General features: G+C 58.6%; 12 protein-coding genes. 5 read left to right on the forward strand and 7 right to left on the reverse strand.

What is annotated here, in order from left to right; genetic code table 11:
- Window positions 1-35: 35 nt before the first annotated feature.
- The 6 genes from P3C18_RS12995 to P3C18_RS13020 all read right to left on the reverse strand — a co-directional run bounded on the left by P3C18_RS12995 (window position 36) and on the right by P3C18_RS13020 (window position 7,947).
- Complete coding sequence (locus P3C18_RS12995) at window positions 36-1,757, reverse strand: DUF262 domain-containing protein (protein WP_275962263.1); 1,722 nt, start codon at window positions 1,755-1,757, stop codon at window positions 36-38.
- 304 nt (window positions 1,758-2,061) lie between these two features.
- Complete coding sequence (locus P3C18_RS13000; protein ID WP_275962264.1) at window positions 2,062-2,922, reverse strand: glycine betaine ABC transporter substrate-binding protein; 861 nt, start codon at window positions 2,920-2,922, stop codon at window positions 2,062-2,064.
- Window positions 2,923-3,304: 382 nt separating this feature from the next.
- The gene (locus P3C18_RS13005; RefSeq protein ID WP_275962265.1) at window positions 3,305-4,249 is read right to left on the reverse strand and encodes a choline ABC transporter substrate-binding protein; all 945 of its coding nucleotides are present in this window, start codon (window positions 4,247-4,249) and stop codon (window positions 3,305-3,307) included.
- Between the two features lie 30 nt (window positions 4,250-4,279).
- Window positions 4,280-5,161, reverse strand: a complete 882-nt coding sequence (locus P3C18_RS13010; protein ID WP_275962266.1) for a proline/glycine betaine ABC transporter permease — start codon at window positions 5,159-5,161, stop codon at window positions 4,280-4,282.
- Entirely contained in the window at window positions 5,154-6,359 is a 1,206-nt protein-coding gene (locus P3C18_RS13015; protein WP_275962267.1) for a glycine betaine/L-proline ABC transporter ATP-binding protein, read from the reverse strand. Before P3C18_RS13015 ends, P3C18_RS13010 begins: the two co-directional genes overlap by 8 nt.
- A 658-nt stretch (window positions 6,360-7,017) precedes the next feature.
- Window positions 7,018-7,947, reverse strand: a complete 930-nt coding sequence (locus tag P3C18_RS13020) for a choline ABC transporter substrate-binding protein (protein WP_275962438.1) — start codon at window positions 7,945-7,947, stop codon at window positions 7,018-7,020.
- 610 nt (window positions 7,948-8,557) lie between these two features.
- On the opposite strand from P3C18_RS13020, the gene P3C18_RS13025 reads away from it, so the two are divergent.
- Both P3C18_RS13025 and P3C18_RS13030 read left to right on the forward strand, forming a co-directional pair.
- On the forward strand, window positions 8,558-9,937 hold the full coding sequence (locus P3C18_RS13025; RefSeq protein ID WP_275962268.1) for an L-serine ammonia-lyase: 1,380 nt from the start codon (window positions 8,558-8,560) through the stop codon (window positions 9,935-9,937).
- A gap of 414 nt (window positions 9,938-10,351) precedes the next feature.
- Window positions 10,352-11,455: a GlxA family transcriptional regulator gene (locus tag P3C18_RS13030; RefSeq protein ID WP_275962269.1), complete on the forward strand. Its 1,104-nt coding sequence runs from the start codon at window positions 10,352-10,354 to the stop codon at window positions 11,453-11,455.
- 305 nt (window positions 11,456-11,760) lie between these two features.
- Here P3C18_RS13030 and gbcB read toward each other — a convergent pair whose 3' ends face one another.
- Entirely contained in the window at window positions 11,761-12,864 is a 1,104-nt protein-coding gene (gene gbcB / locus P3C18_RS13035; RefSeq protein ID WP_275962270.1) for a glycine-betaine demethylase subunit GbcB, read from the reverse strand.
- A 351-nt stretch (window positions 12,865-13,215) separates the two neighbouring features.
- On the opposite strand from gbcB, the gene gbcA reads away from it, so the two are divergent.
- The 3 genes from gbcA to P3C18_RS13050 all read left to right on the forward strand — a co-directional run bounded on the left by gbcA (window position 13,216) and on the right by P3C18_RS13050 (window position 16,693).
- Entirely contained in the window at window positions 13,216-14,508 is a 1,293-nt protein-coding gene (gene gbcA / locus P3C18_RS13040; RefSeq protein WP_275962271.1) for a glycine-betaine demethylase subunit GbcA, read from the forward strand.
- Between the two features lie 536 nt (window positions 14,509-15,044).
- Window positions 15,045-16,022 (forward strand): dipeptidase, encoded by a 978-nt coding sequence (locus tag P3C18_RS13045; protein ID WP_275962272.1) that lies wholly within the window; start codon window positions 15,045-15,047, stop codon window positions 16,020-16,022.
- Window positions 16,023-16,162: 140 nt separating this feature from the next.
- Window positions 16,163-16,693 (forward strand): DUF5943 domain-containing protein, encoded by a 531-nt coding sequence (locus P3C18_RS13050; RefSeq protein ID WP_275962273.1) that lies wholly within the window; start codon window positions 16,163-16,165, stop codon window positions 16,691-16,693.
- Window positions 16,694-16,697: the final 4 nt, after the last annotated feature.

A 16,697-nucleotide genomic window follows, 5' to 3' on the forward strand; every position in this document is an offset into this window, starting at 1 on the left:
TCAGTCCTGTGAGCGTATGTTGTACAATGAAAAGCTTATACGAGAATTTCCCTTAGTTTTTCTCGCAATAACTTTTCTCTGTGCTCAATAAATTGACTGAAGTTGTCAATGCTAAGGCTTATGTCCGGTATAAGGTGCGACTTTAAAAAAGGCTGAAGCCTATCGGGTGAGTTGGTTTGATTGCTTACCCAGTCAAATAGACTCTTTCCATTTTTTGACATGTTCTCGTTAGCATCAAGCATTTGCAAGTTTTTTATAGAGTTGTATGTTTGCCAGTCATTAGTGTAGGCGCATGCATCATTGAGATTATTAAACATGGTCACGGGGTGTAGGTGATCCTTGTGAAAGTTATTATTCCTATAATCCAAATCTGGGTAGAGCAGGGCTAATATAGAAAAAGAGTACTTGTCGTCTTTCTGTGTTAAAAGCAATTCTTCAATATACTCATCGCTGATGCCGGTATCTTTTCTGATTTGCCCATTTATCTTGGTGACTGGGAATTGATTAATGTCTGAGGGGATTGATCGCTCGGTGACATCATCAGTAAAGGCTTTTCTAATCTGGCTAAGTACGCTATCTGTTGTTGCGCCGAATAGTCGCTTTACAAGCGCTGTATGAAGCCATTTTTTGATTATTAATCTATCCGCAGAGTGCTCAGTTCTGCTTTCGAATTCATTATAAATATCTCGATGGTATAGATAATAAACGATGGGTAGAACGGAGTTTTTAGATGTAAGCGTGGCGTCTATGAATCCGAATGATTTTATAAGATCAAACGCAGATAGAATTGAGTCCCTTATTCTGTTCCATTCATTTTCAAAGTCTCTTGCATTGCTTTTTGAAAAATTTGTAACTTTGAATTTGATGTCTTTGCTGTGTAGGTATAAGAATGCTTTTAATATAAAGTCTTTTGTTATGGAGAATCCTTTCTCTATAACTGCATCAGTCAGTGCGTGAATCTCTCGTCTTGCATCCTTTGTTTCCCAGTTTGCAACGGCAATCGACATAATTAAGTCTGAGAAATTAAGCGGCTCGCCTCCGCTGTTTATGCGGATGAAAATGTTTAGGGCTTTGTCTATTTTTTGTTCTGTTTCTAAGAAGAAATTAATTATTGGTTTCGAATGAATGACGTTTTTTAGTGTGGAGAGGGTTCTGTATGAGAACTCATTGTCTTTGAGTTTGTGGTCATCTAAATGTTTGTTGAAATCAAAGTCGTCGGAGAGTCCGTATATTTCTGAAACTTTGAACCACGATTCTGAGTGCTCGTCAGCTTCGGTTTTTGTTAAAAATTTGAATTCGAAAATTCTACCATCTTCTTCATTTTCTAGAGGGCGAGTAATGTTCAGGTAGAGGTAACGTGTTGGGTAGACTCTTTCAGAGTTTTCTTCGCGTAGCCGAGGAGTGCGGTATGCGTAGCTACCCCTTAAGCCAATATATAAAGAAGTAAGTCTTTGCTGGCCGTCTAGGATTGCGGTGAAGTCGCTATGCCCCAAAGTGCTAAATTCTTCGTTGTGAGTTTTGTATCTCTGCCGATATTCTCTAATGAATTGATAGAACTTGAAGTCAGTCTTTGTCTCGCCTTCTACTCGCCAAAATAGAAACGAGCTAATCGGATAATTTCTCATGATTGAGTCGTACAGCCATTCTATTTTATCATGGCTCCATTCGAACTCTCTTTGGATAGATGGTAGCAAGTACCTATTTTGCTCAATGTTCCTAATTGCTTCGCAAATTGTAATTGGTGTTTGGAACGACATTATTTGATTTCTCCGTAAATGTTTAGGAGCAAAAAATTATAGATATTAATTATGCGACATACCCATGCCGCTCTTATCTTTCGTGTGACTTCGCTTTACCTGCGGTCTGTTTATATCCCGCATCGTATGTCGCAAGTCAGCAGGATTAGGCCGGCCCAAGCGACCACCTGGCCACTACTCAGCCACCATGCCTCAACCCTATCCAGCCCCCTATCCCCCTGTCTAGAACATTCTCCCGCCGTCATTTCGCAGGCGTAAAAAAGCGGGCCGTAGCCCGCTTTATATATAGAGGTGGTGCCTTGGCTTATTTAAGCCATTCAGCAACGCGCTCCGGGTTTTTGCTGATCCAGGCTTTGGCGGCGTCTTCCGGTTTGGCGCCTTCGCGGATGGCGAGCATGACGGCGCCGACTTCTTCACCGCTCCAGGAGAATTTCTTCAGGAAGGCTGCGGCTTCTGGGGCCTTGCCGGCGAGGCTTGGGTTGGCAACGGTGTCGACGTGTTCGTCATCGCCGAAGACTTTTTTCGGGTCTTCGAGGAAGCGCAGGTTCCATTTGGCGAACATCCAGTGCGGAATCCAGCCGGTGACGACGATGGCTTGTTTGTTTTTCTCGGCGCGGGTCAGGGCGGTGGCCATGGCTGGGCCGGAGCTTGGCATCAGTTTGATGTCAGCCAGGGCGTATTCCTTGATGGCTTCTTCGGCGCGGCGCATGACGCCGGCGCCAGCGTCGATGCCGGTGATTTTGCCGTCGAAGTCTTTGGCGTAGGTTTGCAGGTCGGCGATGGTTTTCGCTTGTACGTAGTCGGGCACGATCAGGCCGATTTTGGCGCCGGCGTAGTTGGTGCCGAGCACTTCGACTTTGTCTTTGAGCTTTTCAAAGTATTCGCCGTGGGTGGCGGGCAGCCAGGCGGAGAGGGTGGCGTCGAGGTCGCCGCGCGCTACGCCTTGCCACATGATGGCGGGCTCTACGGGCTTGAGCGCTACGCTGTAGCCGAGCTTGCTCTGGAGGATTTCCCCAGCGACAAAGGTGGCGGCGACGCTGTCGTCCCAACCGTTGACGTAGCCGATGTTCAGGGTGGGTTTGTCCGCCGCCATGGCGCTGCTCATGCCGAGGGCCAGGGCGGCGACGCCGAGGCTTTGCAGGCAGAGGTTTTTCAGGTTTCGCATAGGGTGTGCTCCGTCAGTGAGAGTGGCAGTTCAGTGAGTTACTGGCGCGTTCTTCTTGCGGGCCTAGCTGGGTAAACATGTTGCTGTTGCGCTTGTGTAGCCCGGATGGAATCCGGGGTTTTGCAGTGCCGGCGAGTCCGTTCCCGGATTGCATCCGGGCTACGTAATGGCCCGGTTGTGTGTAGGCGCCAGCTTTTTGCGGTCCGGCGATCCCGGCAGATCAAAAGCATCGCCAGCAAGCTGGCTCCTACAGGTGTCATGCGTTAAATCGCGGCTGCAACAACCCATGCGATGGCCGTATGGCCTCGCGGGTGTGGTGCTTATTCAGGTGCTTTCGCTAACCGCGCCGCCCGCAGGTGTCTGGGGCGGCGCGGTGTTTGGCTTACAGGCCGAGGTGTTTCTTCACCGCTGCAACGCCGTCCTGGCCGTCATAGGTGGTAACGCCGGCCAGCCACTGGTCGAGGATCGCCGGGTTGGCTTTGATCCAGTCGGCGGCGACTTTGGTTGGGTTCTGTTTATCCAGGACCTTTTCCATCAGCTGGCTTTCGATTTCCACGGTGAACTGCAGGTTGTTCAGCAGTTTGCCGACGTTGGCGCAGCGCGCTTCGTAATCCGGCGGCACGACGGTGTATACCTTGGCGGCGCCGAAGTCCGGGCCGAACACGTCATCGCCGCCTTCCAGGTAGGTGATGTCGAACTGGGTGTTCATCGGGTGTGGTGCCCAGCCGAGGAACACGGCAGGTTCTTGCTTTTTCACTGCGCGTTGCAGCTGTACCAGCATGCCGGCTTCGCTGGACTCGACCATCTTGAAGTCGCCGAGGCCGAACTGATTGCTCTTGATCATGCCGTCGATCAGCAGGTTGCCGTCGTTGCCTGGCTCGATGCCGAAGATCTTGCCGCCCAGCTGGTCTTTGAACTTGGCGATGTCGGCAAAGCTTTTCAGCCCGGCTTCTGCGGCGTAGGTCGGCACGGCGAGGGTGTATTTGGCGCCTTCAAGGTTGGCCTTGGGCAGCACTTTGACGCCGCCATCCTTGGTGAAGGGTTCGATCACCGGGTCCATCGAGGGCGCCCAGTAGCCGAGGAAGACGTCGATCTGGCCTTTCTGCACGCCGGTAAAGGCGATAGGCACGGAGGCCATGATTTTGCGCGTCTGGTAACCCAGGCCTTCGCTGAGGGTCATGGCCACGCCGGTGGTGGCGGCAATGTCGGCCCAGCCGATTTCGGCGAAGCGCACCATCTTGCAACTCTCCGGCTCCTGCGCCCAGGCGCTTTGCAGCATGGCCACGGAGAGCAGGCCAACGCCTGCGAGCTGTTTAATCGTCTTCATCTGCGATTCCCTGTGATGGTTAAATTTAGATTACTGGCGTTGAAGCTTGCCGCTGAACCAACTGAACAGACTGCTGCGCTTGGCGGTTTGCGGTGTGCCGAAGCTCTCGGTGATGCGGTCGAGAATGATCGCCAGCAACACCACGGCCATGCCGCTTTCGAAACCCAGGCCGATGTCCAGGCGCTGGATGCTCGCCAGTACGTCGTTACCCAGGCCACCGGCGCCAACCATCGAGGCAATAATCACCATCGACAGGGCCATCATGATGGTCTGGTTGACCCCGGCCATGATCGACGGCATGGCGTTGGGCAGCTGGACCTTGAACAGTAGCTGACGCGGGGTGCAGCCGAAGGATTGGCCGGCTTCGATGATCTCTTTATTCACCTGGCGGATGCCCAGGTTGGTCAGGCGTACCGCCGGTGGCATGGCAAAGATCACCGTGGCGATGATCCCCGGCACACGGCCGAGGCCGAAGAGCATGGCGGCGGGAATCAGGTAAACGAACGCCGGCATGGTCTGCATAAAGTCGAGAATCGGCCGGATGGTGGTCGCCACCCGCTCGCTGCGCGCCGCCCAGATACCCAGGGGGATGCCGAGCAAGAGGCTGATCAGCGTGGCGGAGAAAGTCAGGCCGAGGGTCACCACGGTCTGTTCCCAGAAGCCGGTGAGTACGATCAGCACAAAGGCCACGGCGGTGAAGATGGCGAACTTGTAGCTGATGCGCCACAGACCGAGGGCGACGAAGATGGCGATCAGCAGCCAGGCCGGTGGCAGCATCAGCAGCCATTCGATGCCTTCGGAAAAACCGTTGACCACCGCGCCGATGCTGTCGAAGCCATCGCTGTAGTTGTCCAGCAGGTGCTGCACCACGTCGTTGACCCAGCTACCCAGGTCGAGCTGTTTCTCACTCATGGAACTCTCCCTGCAGGCGGGTCAGCAGGCGACCTTTGCTGATGGCGCCGCTGTAGCGGCCGTTGCTGTCGACCACCGGGATCGGCCCTTCGTTGTCCACCAGGCGTTCAATCACCTGGTCCAGCGGCAGGTCTTCGGGGATCGGTTTGATTGACTTGAGCACCTGGCCGTCGAGGCCGCAGGTGGTGCCGCCCTCGACCAGCAGGGCGATCCGCTCCAGGCTGATGGAGCCCTGGAAGGTGTTCTGCTCGTCGACGATAAAGGCGTAGTGCTTGTCCAGCGCCTGCAGTTCCTGGCAGACCGTTTGCGCATCCGGGGCTTTGCCGTTGTGCACGTAGATCGGCACGCTGTTGGCCATCAGCTGGCCGGCGGTGAGGTAGCGGTTGGTGTCGACGGTGTTGAAGAAGTTGCGCACGTAATCATTGGCGGGGTTGTCGATCAGCTCCTGCGGGGTGCCGACCTGAACCAGTTTGCCGCCTTCCATGATGCCGATGCGGGTGCCGATGCGCATGGCTTCTTCGATGTCGTGGGAGACGAAGATGATGGTGCGGCGGTCGGTCTTCTGCAGCTCCAGCAGCACGTCCTGCATTTCGCGGCGCTTGAGCGGGTCGAGGGCGGAAAACGCCTCGTCCATGATGATCATTGACGGGTCAACCGCCAGGGCGCGGGCCAGGCCGACGCGCTGTTGCATGCCGCCGGACAGCTCATGCGGCATCTTGTGCGCAAAGGTGTCCAGGCCAACCTGCTTGAGTACCTGCATGGCGCGCTCTTCACGCACCTTCTTGCTCTTGCCTGCGACTTCCAGGCCGAAGGCGGCGTTGTCCAGCACGCTGCGCGAAGGCATCAGGGCGAAGGACTGGAAGACCATGCTCATGTCGCGGCGGCGCAGGTCGATCAGCTCCGCCTTGGGCATCTTGGCGACGTTCTGCCCGTCGATGTAGACGTTGCCACCGCTGGGTTCAACCAGGCGGTTGATCAGGCGGATCAGGGTGGATTTGCCGGAGCCGGAAAGGCCCATCAGCACGAAAATTTCACCTTCCTCGACGCTGAAGGACACGTCGCTGACGCCGATTACCGCGCCTTTTTCCGCAAGAATCCGCTCCTTGCTCCAGCCCTGCTTGAGCAGGTCGATGGCTTCTTGTGGCTCTGCGCCGAACACCTTGTAGAGGTTTTCGACGACGATTTTTCCAGACTGCATGGGATGATTCCCCTTCAGTAGACATCCAGATCAGTGCTGCGGAACCGCGCCTACGCCAGCTGGCGTACGTACGGTGATGCCGACTGTTCTTGCCTGTGTGGGTTTACTGGGTTCCGGGGTCGGGGCCGTGCCTTGCCGCGCAACACATTCAGGGTGCTCAGGCACAACCGCTGCAACGCTCCAGTTGCCTTGTGGGCAATGGACGCTCTGGGGGCGTACTGTCGAGTCAACCTTGCTGTGCCGTGCTGCAAACCGCGTTCCAAACCCTCTGGCAGTGTTACGAAGTCCCATCCTTGGGTTTTACACACCTCGACCCGAGGTGCGCGTACATCCGAAATTTCTTGTTGGGCTGGCGCCCATTTGGGACAAGCCAGCACTTATATATTCTTCGGTCCGGGGCTGTGGGCGCCCGGTCTGTCGACCCTGCTAAGGCGACAGCGACGAAATCGGCTGACTCAACGATATAGTCTTCGGCCTGTCGCAATTGTCGGTTTGCGACTCTGACGTGTTGCGCGGCGACAGACGCTTTAAAAACCATAACAGACTTTTTTGCCCCTTGGCCAAGGCTGCAAGCCACGCCGGCCGTGGTTTGCAGCCCGTGAGTCGGCCACAGCCGCGATGACCAGCGGGCTGTGGCGATATCGAAAAAAACTCGAAATCAGTCATTGGCCGCCAGGCTCGCGGCCGCTTTTGGCGGCAGCCCGTCGCGTCGGGTTACCCCGTGCAGCCAGCTGGCCAGTGCCTGCGGATTGGCCTTTAACCAGGCCTTGGCCTCGCGTCGTGGGTTGGTGTTTTTATTGAGGATCGCGCCCATCAGGTAGCTTTCCATCTCCAGGCTGAAACGCAGGTTTTTCAGCAGCTGGGTGACATTCGGACACTGCTCGGCCAGGCCGGCGCGCACGTTGGTGTACACCGTGGCGCCGCCGTAGTCGGGGCCGAAGAATTCATCGCCGCCATCCAGGTAATGCATCTGCAATTGGTTGTTCATCGGGTGCGGCGCCCAGCCGAGAAACACCACCCATTGCTTGAGGTGTTCGGCGCGTTTGACCTGCGCCAGCATGCCGTTCTCGCTGGACTCCACCAGGCTGAAACCCTGCAGGCCGAAGGCGTTCTTGTCGATCATCTGCTGGATCAGCTTGTTGCCGTCGTTGCCGGGCTCGATGCCGTAGAGTTTGCTGCCCAGTTCTTTGCTGAAGCGCGCAAGATCGGCGAAGTTCTTCACGCCGCCGTCATGCGCAGCCTGGTTCACCGCCAGGGTGTATTTGGCCCCGGTAAGGTTGGCGCCGAGGGTTTTTACCGAGCCATTGGCGGCGTAGGGCTTGATGTCGTTTTCCATGCTCGGCATCCAGTTGCCGAGGAATACATCGATCTTGCCGTCTTGCATGGCCTGGTAGGTATCCGGCACGGACAGGCGTTTGACCTGGGTGCGGTAGCCGAGGTCGCTGAGCACCTGGCGGGTGACGGCGGTGGTCACGGTGATATCGGTCCAGCCGACATCGGCGAAGCGAATCAACTCGCACTGCACCGGCTCTACGGCCTGGGCCAGCAAAGGGGAACTCAAAGCAGCCGCCAGCAGGCAACCGCGCATATTCAGTGTCATCAAGCCTCTCCCGATACGGTGACAGGGCGCGCCTGTGCCGGCACGCAGTCGGCCACGGGTGGGCAGGCGAACGCGGCTGGCCGCTCCATGGGCGCGGCGATCATGCCGACAGATTTCCTCCGCTGCCTATGCGTGAAGTCGCAACTGGAATGCTGCTGTCGTGATTGGCTGCGGCGAGGGTTGAAAGTGTGAAGCCGTAGCCCGGATGAAATCCGGGGCGGATGTGCAGGGGATTGGGTTCTGCACCAATGACGTGTTGCCATCAGCTTTTGTAGGGTGGGTTAGCGGCGCTGGGGTGGTTATGGCCGCGCTACGCAACCTGGGCGCCGCGTAACCCACCATCGGCGCAACGCGTTCTATCGTCTGGTGGGTTACGCGTCGCGCCACTATCGCATCTGGATTATCGAGCAGTACTCGGCGTCGCTAACCCACCCTACAAAAGCTGCGTACAACAGAGCCTCGGAAACCCCCGCATCGGCGATCCGCCGTATGGCTGGCCAGCTGACGGATTTAGGCATGGGCGGGTCGGTGTGGGGCGACGGGGGTGTGGGGAAATCCTGATCATGGCCTGCACGTAGCATCAGTGCAGGAGAGAGTCGTGGCTATCAGCGTGTTTGACCTGTTCAAGATCGGCATCGGGCCGTCCAGTTCGCATACCGTCGGGCCGATGCGTGCGGCGGCGCTGTTTAGCGGCGCATTGGCCGAGCGGCGTTTGCTGGAACGTACGGCGCGGCTGCAGGTGCGCCTGTACGGTTCGCTGTCGGCCACCGGTGTCGGCCATGGCAGTGACCGCGCGGTGATCATGGGGCTGATGGGCGAGTGGCCGGATCAGGTCGACCCGAGCAGCATTGAGCCGCGCATCGCCGCGCTATTGGCCAGCGGCCAGTTGCAGCTTGGCGGGCGTGTCAGCATCGCCTTCGACTGGCAGCGCGACATGCTCCTGCTGGAGGAAAACCTGCCCTATCACCCCAACGCCATGACGCTCAGCGCCTTTGCCGTTGATGGCAGCCTGCTGCACGAAAACACCTATTACTCGGTGGGCGGCGGTTTTGTCGTGGATGCCGAGCAGGCCGCCAGCGGCCAGCTTGATCAGGATCACACCGTATTGCCCTACGACTTCAACAGCGCCGAACAGCTGTTGCGCCTGTGCAAGGAACACGGCCTGCGCGTCTCCGAGCTGATGATGGCCAACGAGAAGGCCTGGCGCAGCGAGGCGGAAATCTGCAGCGGCTTGATGCGCCTGTGGCAGGCCATGCGCGAGTGCRTCGAGCAGGGTTTGCAGCACGAGGGCATTCTGCCCGGCGGACTGAACGTGAAGCGCCGCGCCGCCAAGCTGCACCGCAGCCTGCAGGAAATGAGCAAACCCAATGTGATCGGCTCGACCCTCAGCGGCATGGAGTGGGTCAACCTGTTCGCCCTGGCGGTGAACGAGGAAAACGCCGCCGGCGGGCGCATGGTCACCGCACCGACCAATGGCGCGGCGGGGATTATTCCGGCGGTGCTGCATTACTTTGTGCGTTTCAGTCCGGCAGTCAGCGAAGCCAATGTGGTCGACTATCTGCTGGCAGCAGCGGCCATCGGCATTCTGTGCAAAAAGAACGCGTCGATCTCCGGCGCTGAAGTCGGCTGTCAGGGTGAGGTCGGTTCGGCTTGCGCCATGGCGGCGGCCGGGCTGGCGGAGATTCTTGGCGCCACACCCGAGCAGGTGGAGAACGCTGCGGAAATCGGCCTGGAACATAACCTCGGTCTGACCTGCGACCCGGTCGGCGGTCTGGTACAGGTGCCTTGTATCGAGCGCAACGCGATTGCCGCAGTGAAAGCGATCAACGCCGCGCAGATGGCTTTGCGCGGTGACGGCCAGCACTTTATCTCGCTGGACCGGGTGATCCGCACCATGCGCGACACCGGCGCCGATATGCATGACAAGTACAAGGAAACCTCGCGCGGCGGTTTAGCCGTCAGCGCGGTCGAATGTTAAAGCGCACGCTCAGGCCGCTGCGCACGATTGTGGTGCAGGGCTGTTCGGTGCAGCGGAAAAGGGCAGCGCAACGCTGCTGAATACGGCCTGACCGTTGGTCCGTTACCGCGCTGTTTTTACCCTGCGTAGCGGGGTGACAAAGCACCTGCCCGGCAGTGCTACCGAAATGCTCAAGCGCCCGCCGACCGGGCGTTTGCGGTCGTAATCAGAATGCTTCTGTCGCTCCTGCCAACGCCTAGTGGCACTAGCGGTGGGCTAGCTCGTCTATTTTTAATTGAACGCCCAATCAATTTAGGCACGGCCTTTGCGTTGTGCTGATTGTCGATCTGGCGTTGTGCAGTCCCAGAACCATAAAAAGAGCCACCCTATAGAGGGGCTCACTACCGTGCTTTGCTTCGCGTGAGGGTTTACCTGATGTCACAGTCCACTCAAGGGGCACAACCCCAGAGCCGTGCGCCGCAGTCCATCGGCTTTCTCCTGCTCGACAACTTCACCCTGATTTCCCTGGCGTCTGCCGTTGAGCCGCTGCGCATGGCCAACCAGTTGTCCGGCAAGGAGTTGTACCGCTGGCATACCCTCAGCCAGAGCGGCCTGCCGGTCTGCGCCAGTGATGGCCTGCAGATCACCCCTGACGCCAGCCTGGTTACGGCGCCGCGTCTGGATGCGGTGATCGTCTGCGGCGGTGTGGACATTCAGCACAGCGTCACCCGTGAGCACGTGCAGTGGCTGCAAAGCCAGGCCCGCCATGGCGCGCAACTGGGCGCGGTATGCACCGGTAGCTGGGCGCTGGCCAAGGCCGGGCTGCTTGATGGTTTTGATTGCAGCGTGCACTGGGAATGTCTGGCCTCGATGCAGGAAGCCTTCCCCCGTGCGGGCGTCAGCACCCGTTTGTTCTCGATTGATCGCAACCGCCACACCAGCTCCGGTGGCACCGCGCCGATGGACATGATGCTGCACGTGATTGGCCGCGAGCATGGCCGCGAACTGGCGGCGGCGATTTCCGAGATGTTTATCTACGAACGTATTCGCAACGAACAGGATCACCAGCGTGTGCCGCTCAAGCACATGCTTGGCACCAACCAGCCGAAGCTGCAGGAAATCGTCGCGCTGATGGAAGCCAACCTGGAAGAGCCAATCGACCTCGATCAGCTGGCGCTGTATGTCGACGTGTCGCGCCGTCAGCTGGAGCGCCTGTTCCAGAAGTACCTGCACTGCTCGCCGTCGCGCTACTACCTCAAGCTACGGTTGATCCGTGCACGGCAGCTGCTCAAGCAGACCAGCATGTCGATCATCGAAGTGGCCTCTGTGTGTGGCTTTGTCTCCACCCCGCATTTTTCCAAGTGCTACCGCGAATACTTCGGCATCCCGCCACGCGATGAGCGCGCCGGCCAGCAGGGCGGCAATGTGGTGGCGCTGCTGCCAATGCCGGAAGACCTGATGCGCCCGTCGCCGTCCTCGGCCATGGCCGCGCTGACGCGGGCGCAGGGGGAGTCGACCTTTGCCAGTGTCAGGCTGTAAACGATTTGTAGGAGGCGTTGGGCGGCATTCCGCTTTAGCGGCGAGCTTTTGCGTACAGCCGTCGCGGCTAAAGCCCCTCCCACGGGATCGGTAGTCCCAAACAAAAAACGCCGCACTGGCCTTGAAGGCGGGTGCGGCGTTTTGCTGTGTGCGGTGTTGTGCTTGCAGGGCCCTCAGAGCGTAGGGTGGATGGCGCTTTACCCATCCACCTATGCCGCGCGGTAATGGTGGATGAAAAAGGCGTCAGCGAGGCGCTCCCATCCACCCTACGGGTTTGGCCCTGTTGCGGGCTTCCTTCGAGTGCCTCAATACTCGATGGCCACATCCCCCTGCGGCACGCTGCAGCACGAGAGGATATAACCCTCGGCCACGTCTTCGTCGGTAATGCCGCCGTTGTGTTCCATAGTCACTTCGCCGGCCGTCTTCATCACCTTGCAGGTGCCACAGATGCCCATGCCGCAGGCTTTGGGAATATGCAGGCCAAGCTTGGCGGCGGCGGCGTGGACGGTTTCGCCCGGATCGACGCGAATGCTCTTGCCGGTGCTGGTAAAGGCCACCTGATGCTGATCGGCGGCTGGCACCGGGTCGGCATCGGCGGCTTCGGCGGCCAGTTCCTTGACCTCTTCGCGTACATCCGCCGGCGTCGCGCCGAAGGATTCCTCGTGGTAGCGCCGCATATCAAAGCCATTGCTTTCCAGCAGGCGTTTGACCGCATTCATATAGGGCGTCGGGCCGCAGCAGAAGATTTCCCGTTCCAGGTAATCCGGTGCAATCAGCTCCAGCATCTTCTGGTTGAGGTAGCCGCGATAACCGGCCCAGGCCTCGCCCAGGCCGTGCTTTTCACAGATCACATGCAGGCTGAAGTTGTTGATCCGCGCGGCCATATGTTCCAGCTCGCGGTGGTAGATGATGTCCTTCGGCGAGCGCGCGCTGTGCACGAAGACCATATCGACATTGCCGTTGGTGTCGTAGAACCAGCGCGCCATCGACATCACCGGGGTAATGCCAACACCGCCGCTGAGGTAGAGCACCTTGTCGGCGGGAAAGTCGATGGCATTGAACAGCCCGACCGGGCCGTGCACCGGCAGCTCGTCGCCTTCATTGAGGTTGTCGTGCAGCCAGTTGGAGACCTTGCCGCCCGGCACCCGCTTGATGGTGATGGAAAAGCTGTAGGGCACCGAAGGCGAGCTTGAAATAGTGTAGGAGCGCATCACCGGCTGGCCGTCGATCTCCAGTTCCAGGGTGACGAACTGCCCCGGTTTGAAGAAGTACAGCACCGGTTGATCGGCCATAAAGCAGAACGTGCGCACGTCCCAGGTTTCCTGGATGACTTTGACGCAGCGCACCATATGCCGACCGTTGCTCCAGGTCTGCGTGGTAACCGGGTTGAGGAAGTCGTTCGTCGTCATGGACGTCTCTCCGCGCGGCCGGACATCGGCCTTATATGGGGCGGATTGTGCGTACTGGCCGGGGCGCTCATTTATCTGCCAGCGACATTTACATGCTTATCGCGACCTGCCGCGCAGGCCTTGGTTTGCCGCGTCGGAAACGGATGTGACCATGTCGCCCATAGATAAGGTTTCGCCCCCACTCAGCGCCACACTCGCAGCCAGCCGAAGCAAAAGGTCACGAGCGAATTCCTCTTTCATCCAGTCGCCATCGGCAGGCGCAGAACGGGGCAATGACGCCACCTTGCGTGATACCGATTAGCCACTTTATTGCGGCAACTCGCTGAGCGAGTCGCCATTGAGGAGTTACCGATGGACGTCACTTCCACCCTGAGCCTGGGCGATCCGCTGGAGCCCGCACGCAAGGCCACCGCCGAGATGTTGCAGACGCGCGAGCGCACCTTCTCGCTGCCGCAGCCGTTCTACAACGACGAGCGCCTGTTCAAGATCGATATGCAGGAGATCTTCCACAAGGAGTGGCTGATCGCCGGCATGACCTGCGAGATTCCGGCCAAGGGCAATTACCTCACCCTGCAGATTGGCGACAACCCGATCATGGTGATTCGTGGCGCCGATGGTGTGGTGCATGCCTTCCATAACGTCTGCCGTCACCGCGGCTCGCGCCTGTGCACCAGCGAAAAGGGCAAGGTGGCCAAGCTGGTGTGTCCGTATCACCAGTGGACCTACGAACTGGACGGTCGCCTGCTGTTCGCCGGCAGCGAAATGGGCGCGGATTTCGACCTCAAGGACTACAGCCTGAAACCGGTCAACTGCAAAGTGGCGGGCGGTTACATCTTTATCTCCCTGGCCGAGAACCCGCCGGCCATCGACGATTTCCTCAGCACCCTGGCTCACTATATGGAGCCCTACGACATGGAAAACACCAAGGTGGCGGTGCAGACCACCTTGATGGAGAAAGCCAACTGGAAGCTGGTGCTGGAGAACAACCGCGAGTGCTACCACTGCAACGGTTCGCACCCGGAGCTGCTGAACACCCTGCTGGAATGGGATGACGTCACCGACCCGCGCGCCACCCAGGCGTTCAAGGATCAGGTGGCGGAATGCACGGGCCGCTGGGATAAGGACAATATCCCTTACGCCCACGCCAGCTTCGGCCTGCGCAACCGTATTGTGCGCATGCCGCTGCTCAAGGGCACCGTATCGATGACCATGGACGGCAAGCCGGGCTGCAAGAAGCTGATGGGCCGCATCACCGACCCGGACCTGGGCTCGATGCGCATCCTCCATCTGCCGCATTCGTGGAACCACTGCATGGGCGATCACATGATCGTCTTCACCGTCTGGCCGATCAGCGCCCAGGAAACCATGGTCACCACCAAATGGCTGGTGCACAAGGATGCCGTGGAAGGCGTCGATTACGACGTGGCCCGCCTGCGCCAAGTGTGGGACGCGACCAACGATCAGGATCGTCGTCTGGCTGAAGAGAACCAGCGCGGCATCAACTCCACCGCCTACCAGCCCGGCCCCTACTCGAAGACCTACGAGTTCGGCGTAGTCAACTTTATCGACTGGTACAGCGAGCGCGTGCTGCACAACCTTGGCGCGGCGCCAGCGCCGTACCTGCGTCAGGTCGGCGCCGAGTAAGCCGGCATGACGTTGGGGCTGTGGCTGCTGCTTGGCCTGACTGCTTACGGTCTGCTGGCCGCGCGCCCCAGGCCCGCGTCCACCGCAACACACTGAGACCCTCCTCAAGGGTCACTTTGGCCTCTGCCGGATACCCCCGGGCAGGGGCTTTTTTTATTGGCGATGTATCAGAACTGTATGCAGGCTGCTTTTGTAGGGTGGGTTAGTGGCGCCGGGGCTAGTTATTGACTGCACCACGCAACTCGGGCGCTGCGTAACCCACCATTGCGGTTTGCCGGTAGATCGTCATGGTGGGTTACGGCGCGTTGAGAATCGGTGGTATTTGCCTGATTTCGGTTCGCGCCTAACCCACCCTACGGGTAGTCGCTGCCTTGTACCGACCCTCTGGCCTGCGCATATCCGCCTGCGACCCGGCTTTGACGCTTTCGGCAATACCCCGGTCGTTTTTGCACCGGGTCGCCTCAGCCCCCAGGGATATGCTCAGTCCAAAGCGCCAACAACGGGTTTGGCGACACCGCTAAAAAGGGGACTGCCTGATGAGCCCAGCCGAATTACACGCCGACAGCATCGTTATTGACGGGCTGATCATCGCCAAGTGGAACCGCGAACTGTTCGAAGACATGCGCAAAGGCGGCCTGACTGCCGCCAACTGCACCGTGTCGGTATGGGAAGGTTTTCAGGCCACGGTGAACAATATCGCTGCCAGCCAGAAGCTGATCCGCGAAAACAGCGACCTGGTGATGCCGGTGCGCACCACCGCCGATATTCGCAAGGCGAAAGAGCAGGGCAAGACCGGCATCCTCTTCGGTTTCCAGAACGCCCATGCATTTGAGGACCAGATCGGCTATGTCGAGGTGTTCAAGCAACTCGGCGTGGGCATCGTGCAGATGTGCTACAACACCCAGAACCTGGTCGGCACCGGCTGCTACGAGCGTGACGGCGGGCTGTCCGGCTTCGGTCGCGAGATCGTCGCCGAGATGAACCGCGTCGGCATTATGTGCGACCTATCGCATGTGGGTTCGAAGACTTCCGAAGAAGTCATCCTCGAATCGAAAAAGCCGGTCTGCTACTCCCACTGCCTGCCGTCTGGCCTGAAAGAACACCCGCGCAACAAGTCCGATGCCGAGCTGAAATTTATCGCCGATCACGGCGGCTTTGTCGGTGTGACCATGTTTGCGCCGTTCCTGGCCAAGGGCATCGACTCGACCATCGACGACTACGCCGAAGCCATCGAGTACGTGATGAACATCGTCGGCGAAGACGCCATCGGCATCGGCACCGACTTCACCCAGGGCCACGGCCAGGACTTCTTCGAATACCTGACCCACGACAAGGGCTACGCCCGCCGCCTGACCAGCTTCGGCAAGATCATCAACCCGCTGGGCATCCGCACCGTCGGCGAATTCCCCAACCTCACCGAGACCCTGCTCAAACGCGGCCACAGCGAACGCGTGGTGCGCAAGATCATGGGCGAGAACTGGGTAAGCGTTTTGAAAAACGTATGGGGCGAGTAAGCCGATAGACCGCTCGGTGGGTTACGCCTTCGGCTAACCCACCCTACGAAAGCGAACCGATCACTGTCCGTAGGATGGGTTGAGCAGCGCGATACCCATCGATCCGGCAACAGCACAACCGAATTCTGGAGTCCGTACACATGGCCACACATGCACCCGAAATGCCGATTCAGGTCGACGACGAAACCGGCGTCTGGACCACCGACGCCCTGCCGATGCTCTATGTGCCGCGGCATTTTTTCGTCAACAACCACATCGGTATCGAAGAGGTACTGGGTGCTGAGGCCTATGCCGAGATTCTCTACAAGGCCGGCTACAAGTCCGCCTGGCACTGGTGTGAGAAAGAGGCCGAATGCCACGGATTGTCTGGCGTCGCGGTGTTTGAGCATTACATGAAGCGCTTGTCGCAGCGCGGCTGGGGGCTGTTCGAGATTGAGGCCATCGATCTCGACAAGGGCACTGCCTCGGTGAAGCTCAAGCACTCGGCCTTTGTCTATGTCTACGGCAAGTGCGGGCGCAAGGTCGACTACATGTTCACCGGCTGGTTTGCCGGCGCCATGGACCAGATTCTCCAGGCCCAGGGCAGCGCGATTCGCACCGTGGCCGAGCAGGTCTATGGCGGCTCCGAAGAGGGCCACGACGATGGCCTGTTTGTGGTGAAACCACGCTAGAAAA

It is taken from the genome of Pseudomonas sp. 1928-m (assembly GCF_029269135.1).
Classification (GTDB): Bacteria; Pseudomonadota; Gammaproteobacteria; order Pseudomonadales; family Pseudomonadaceae; genus Aquipseudomonas.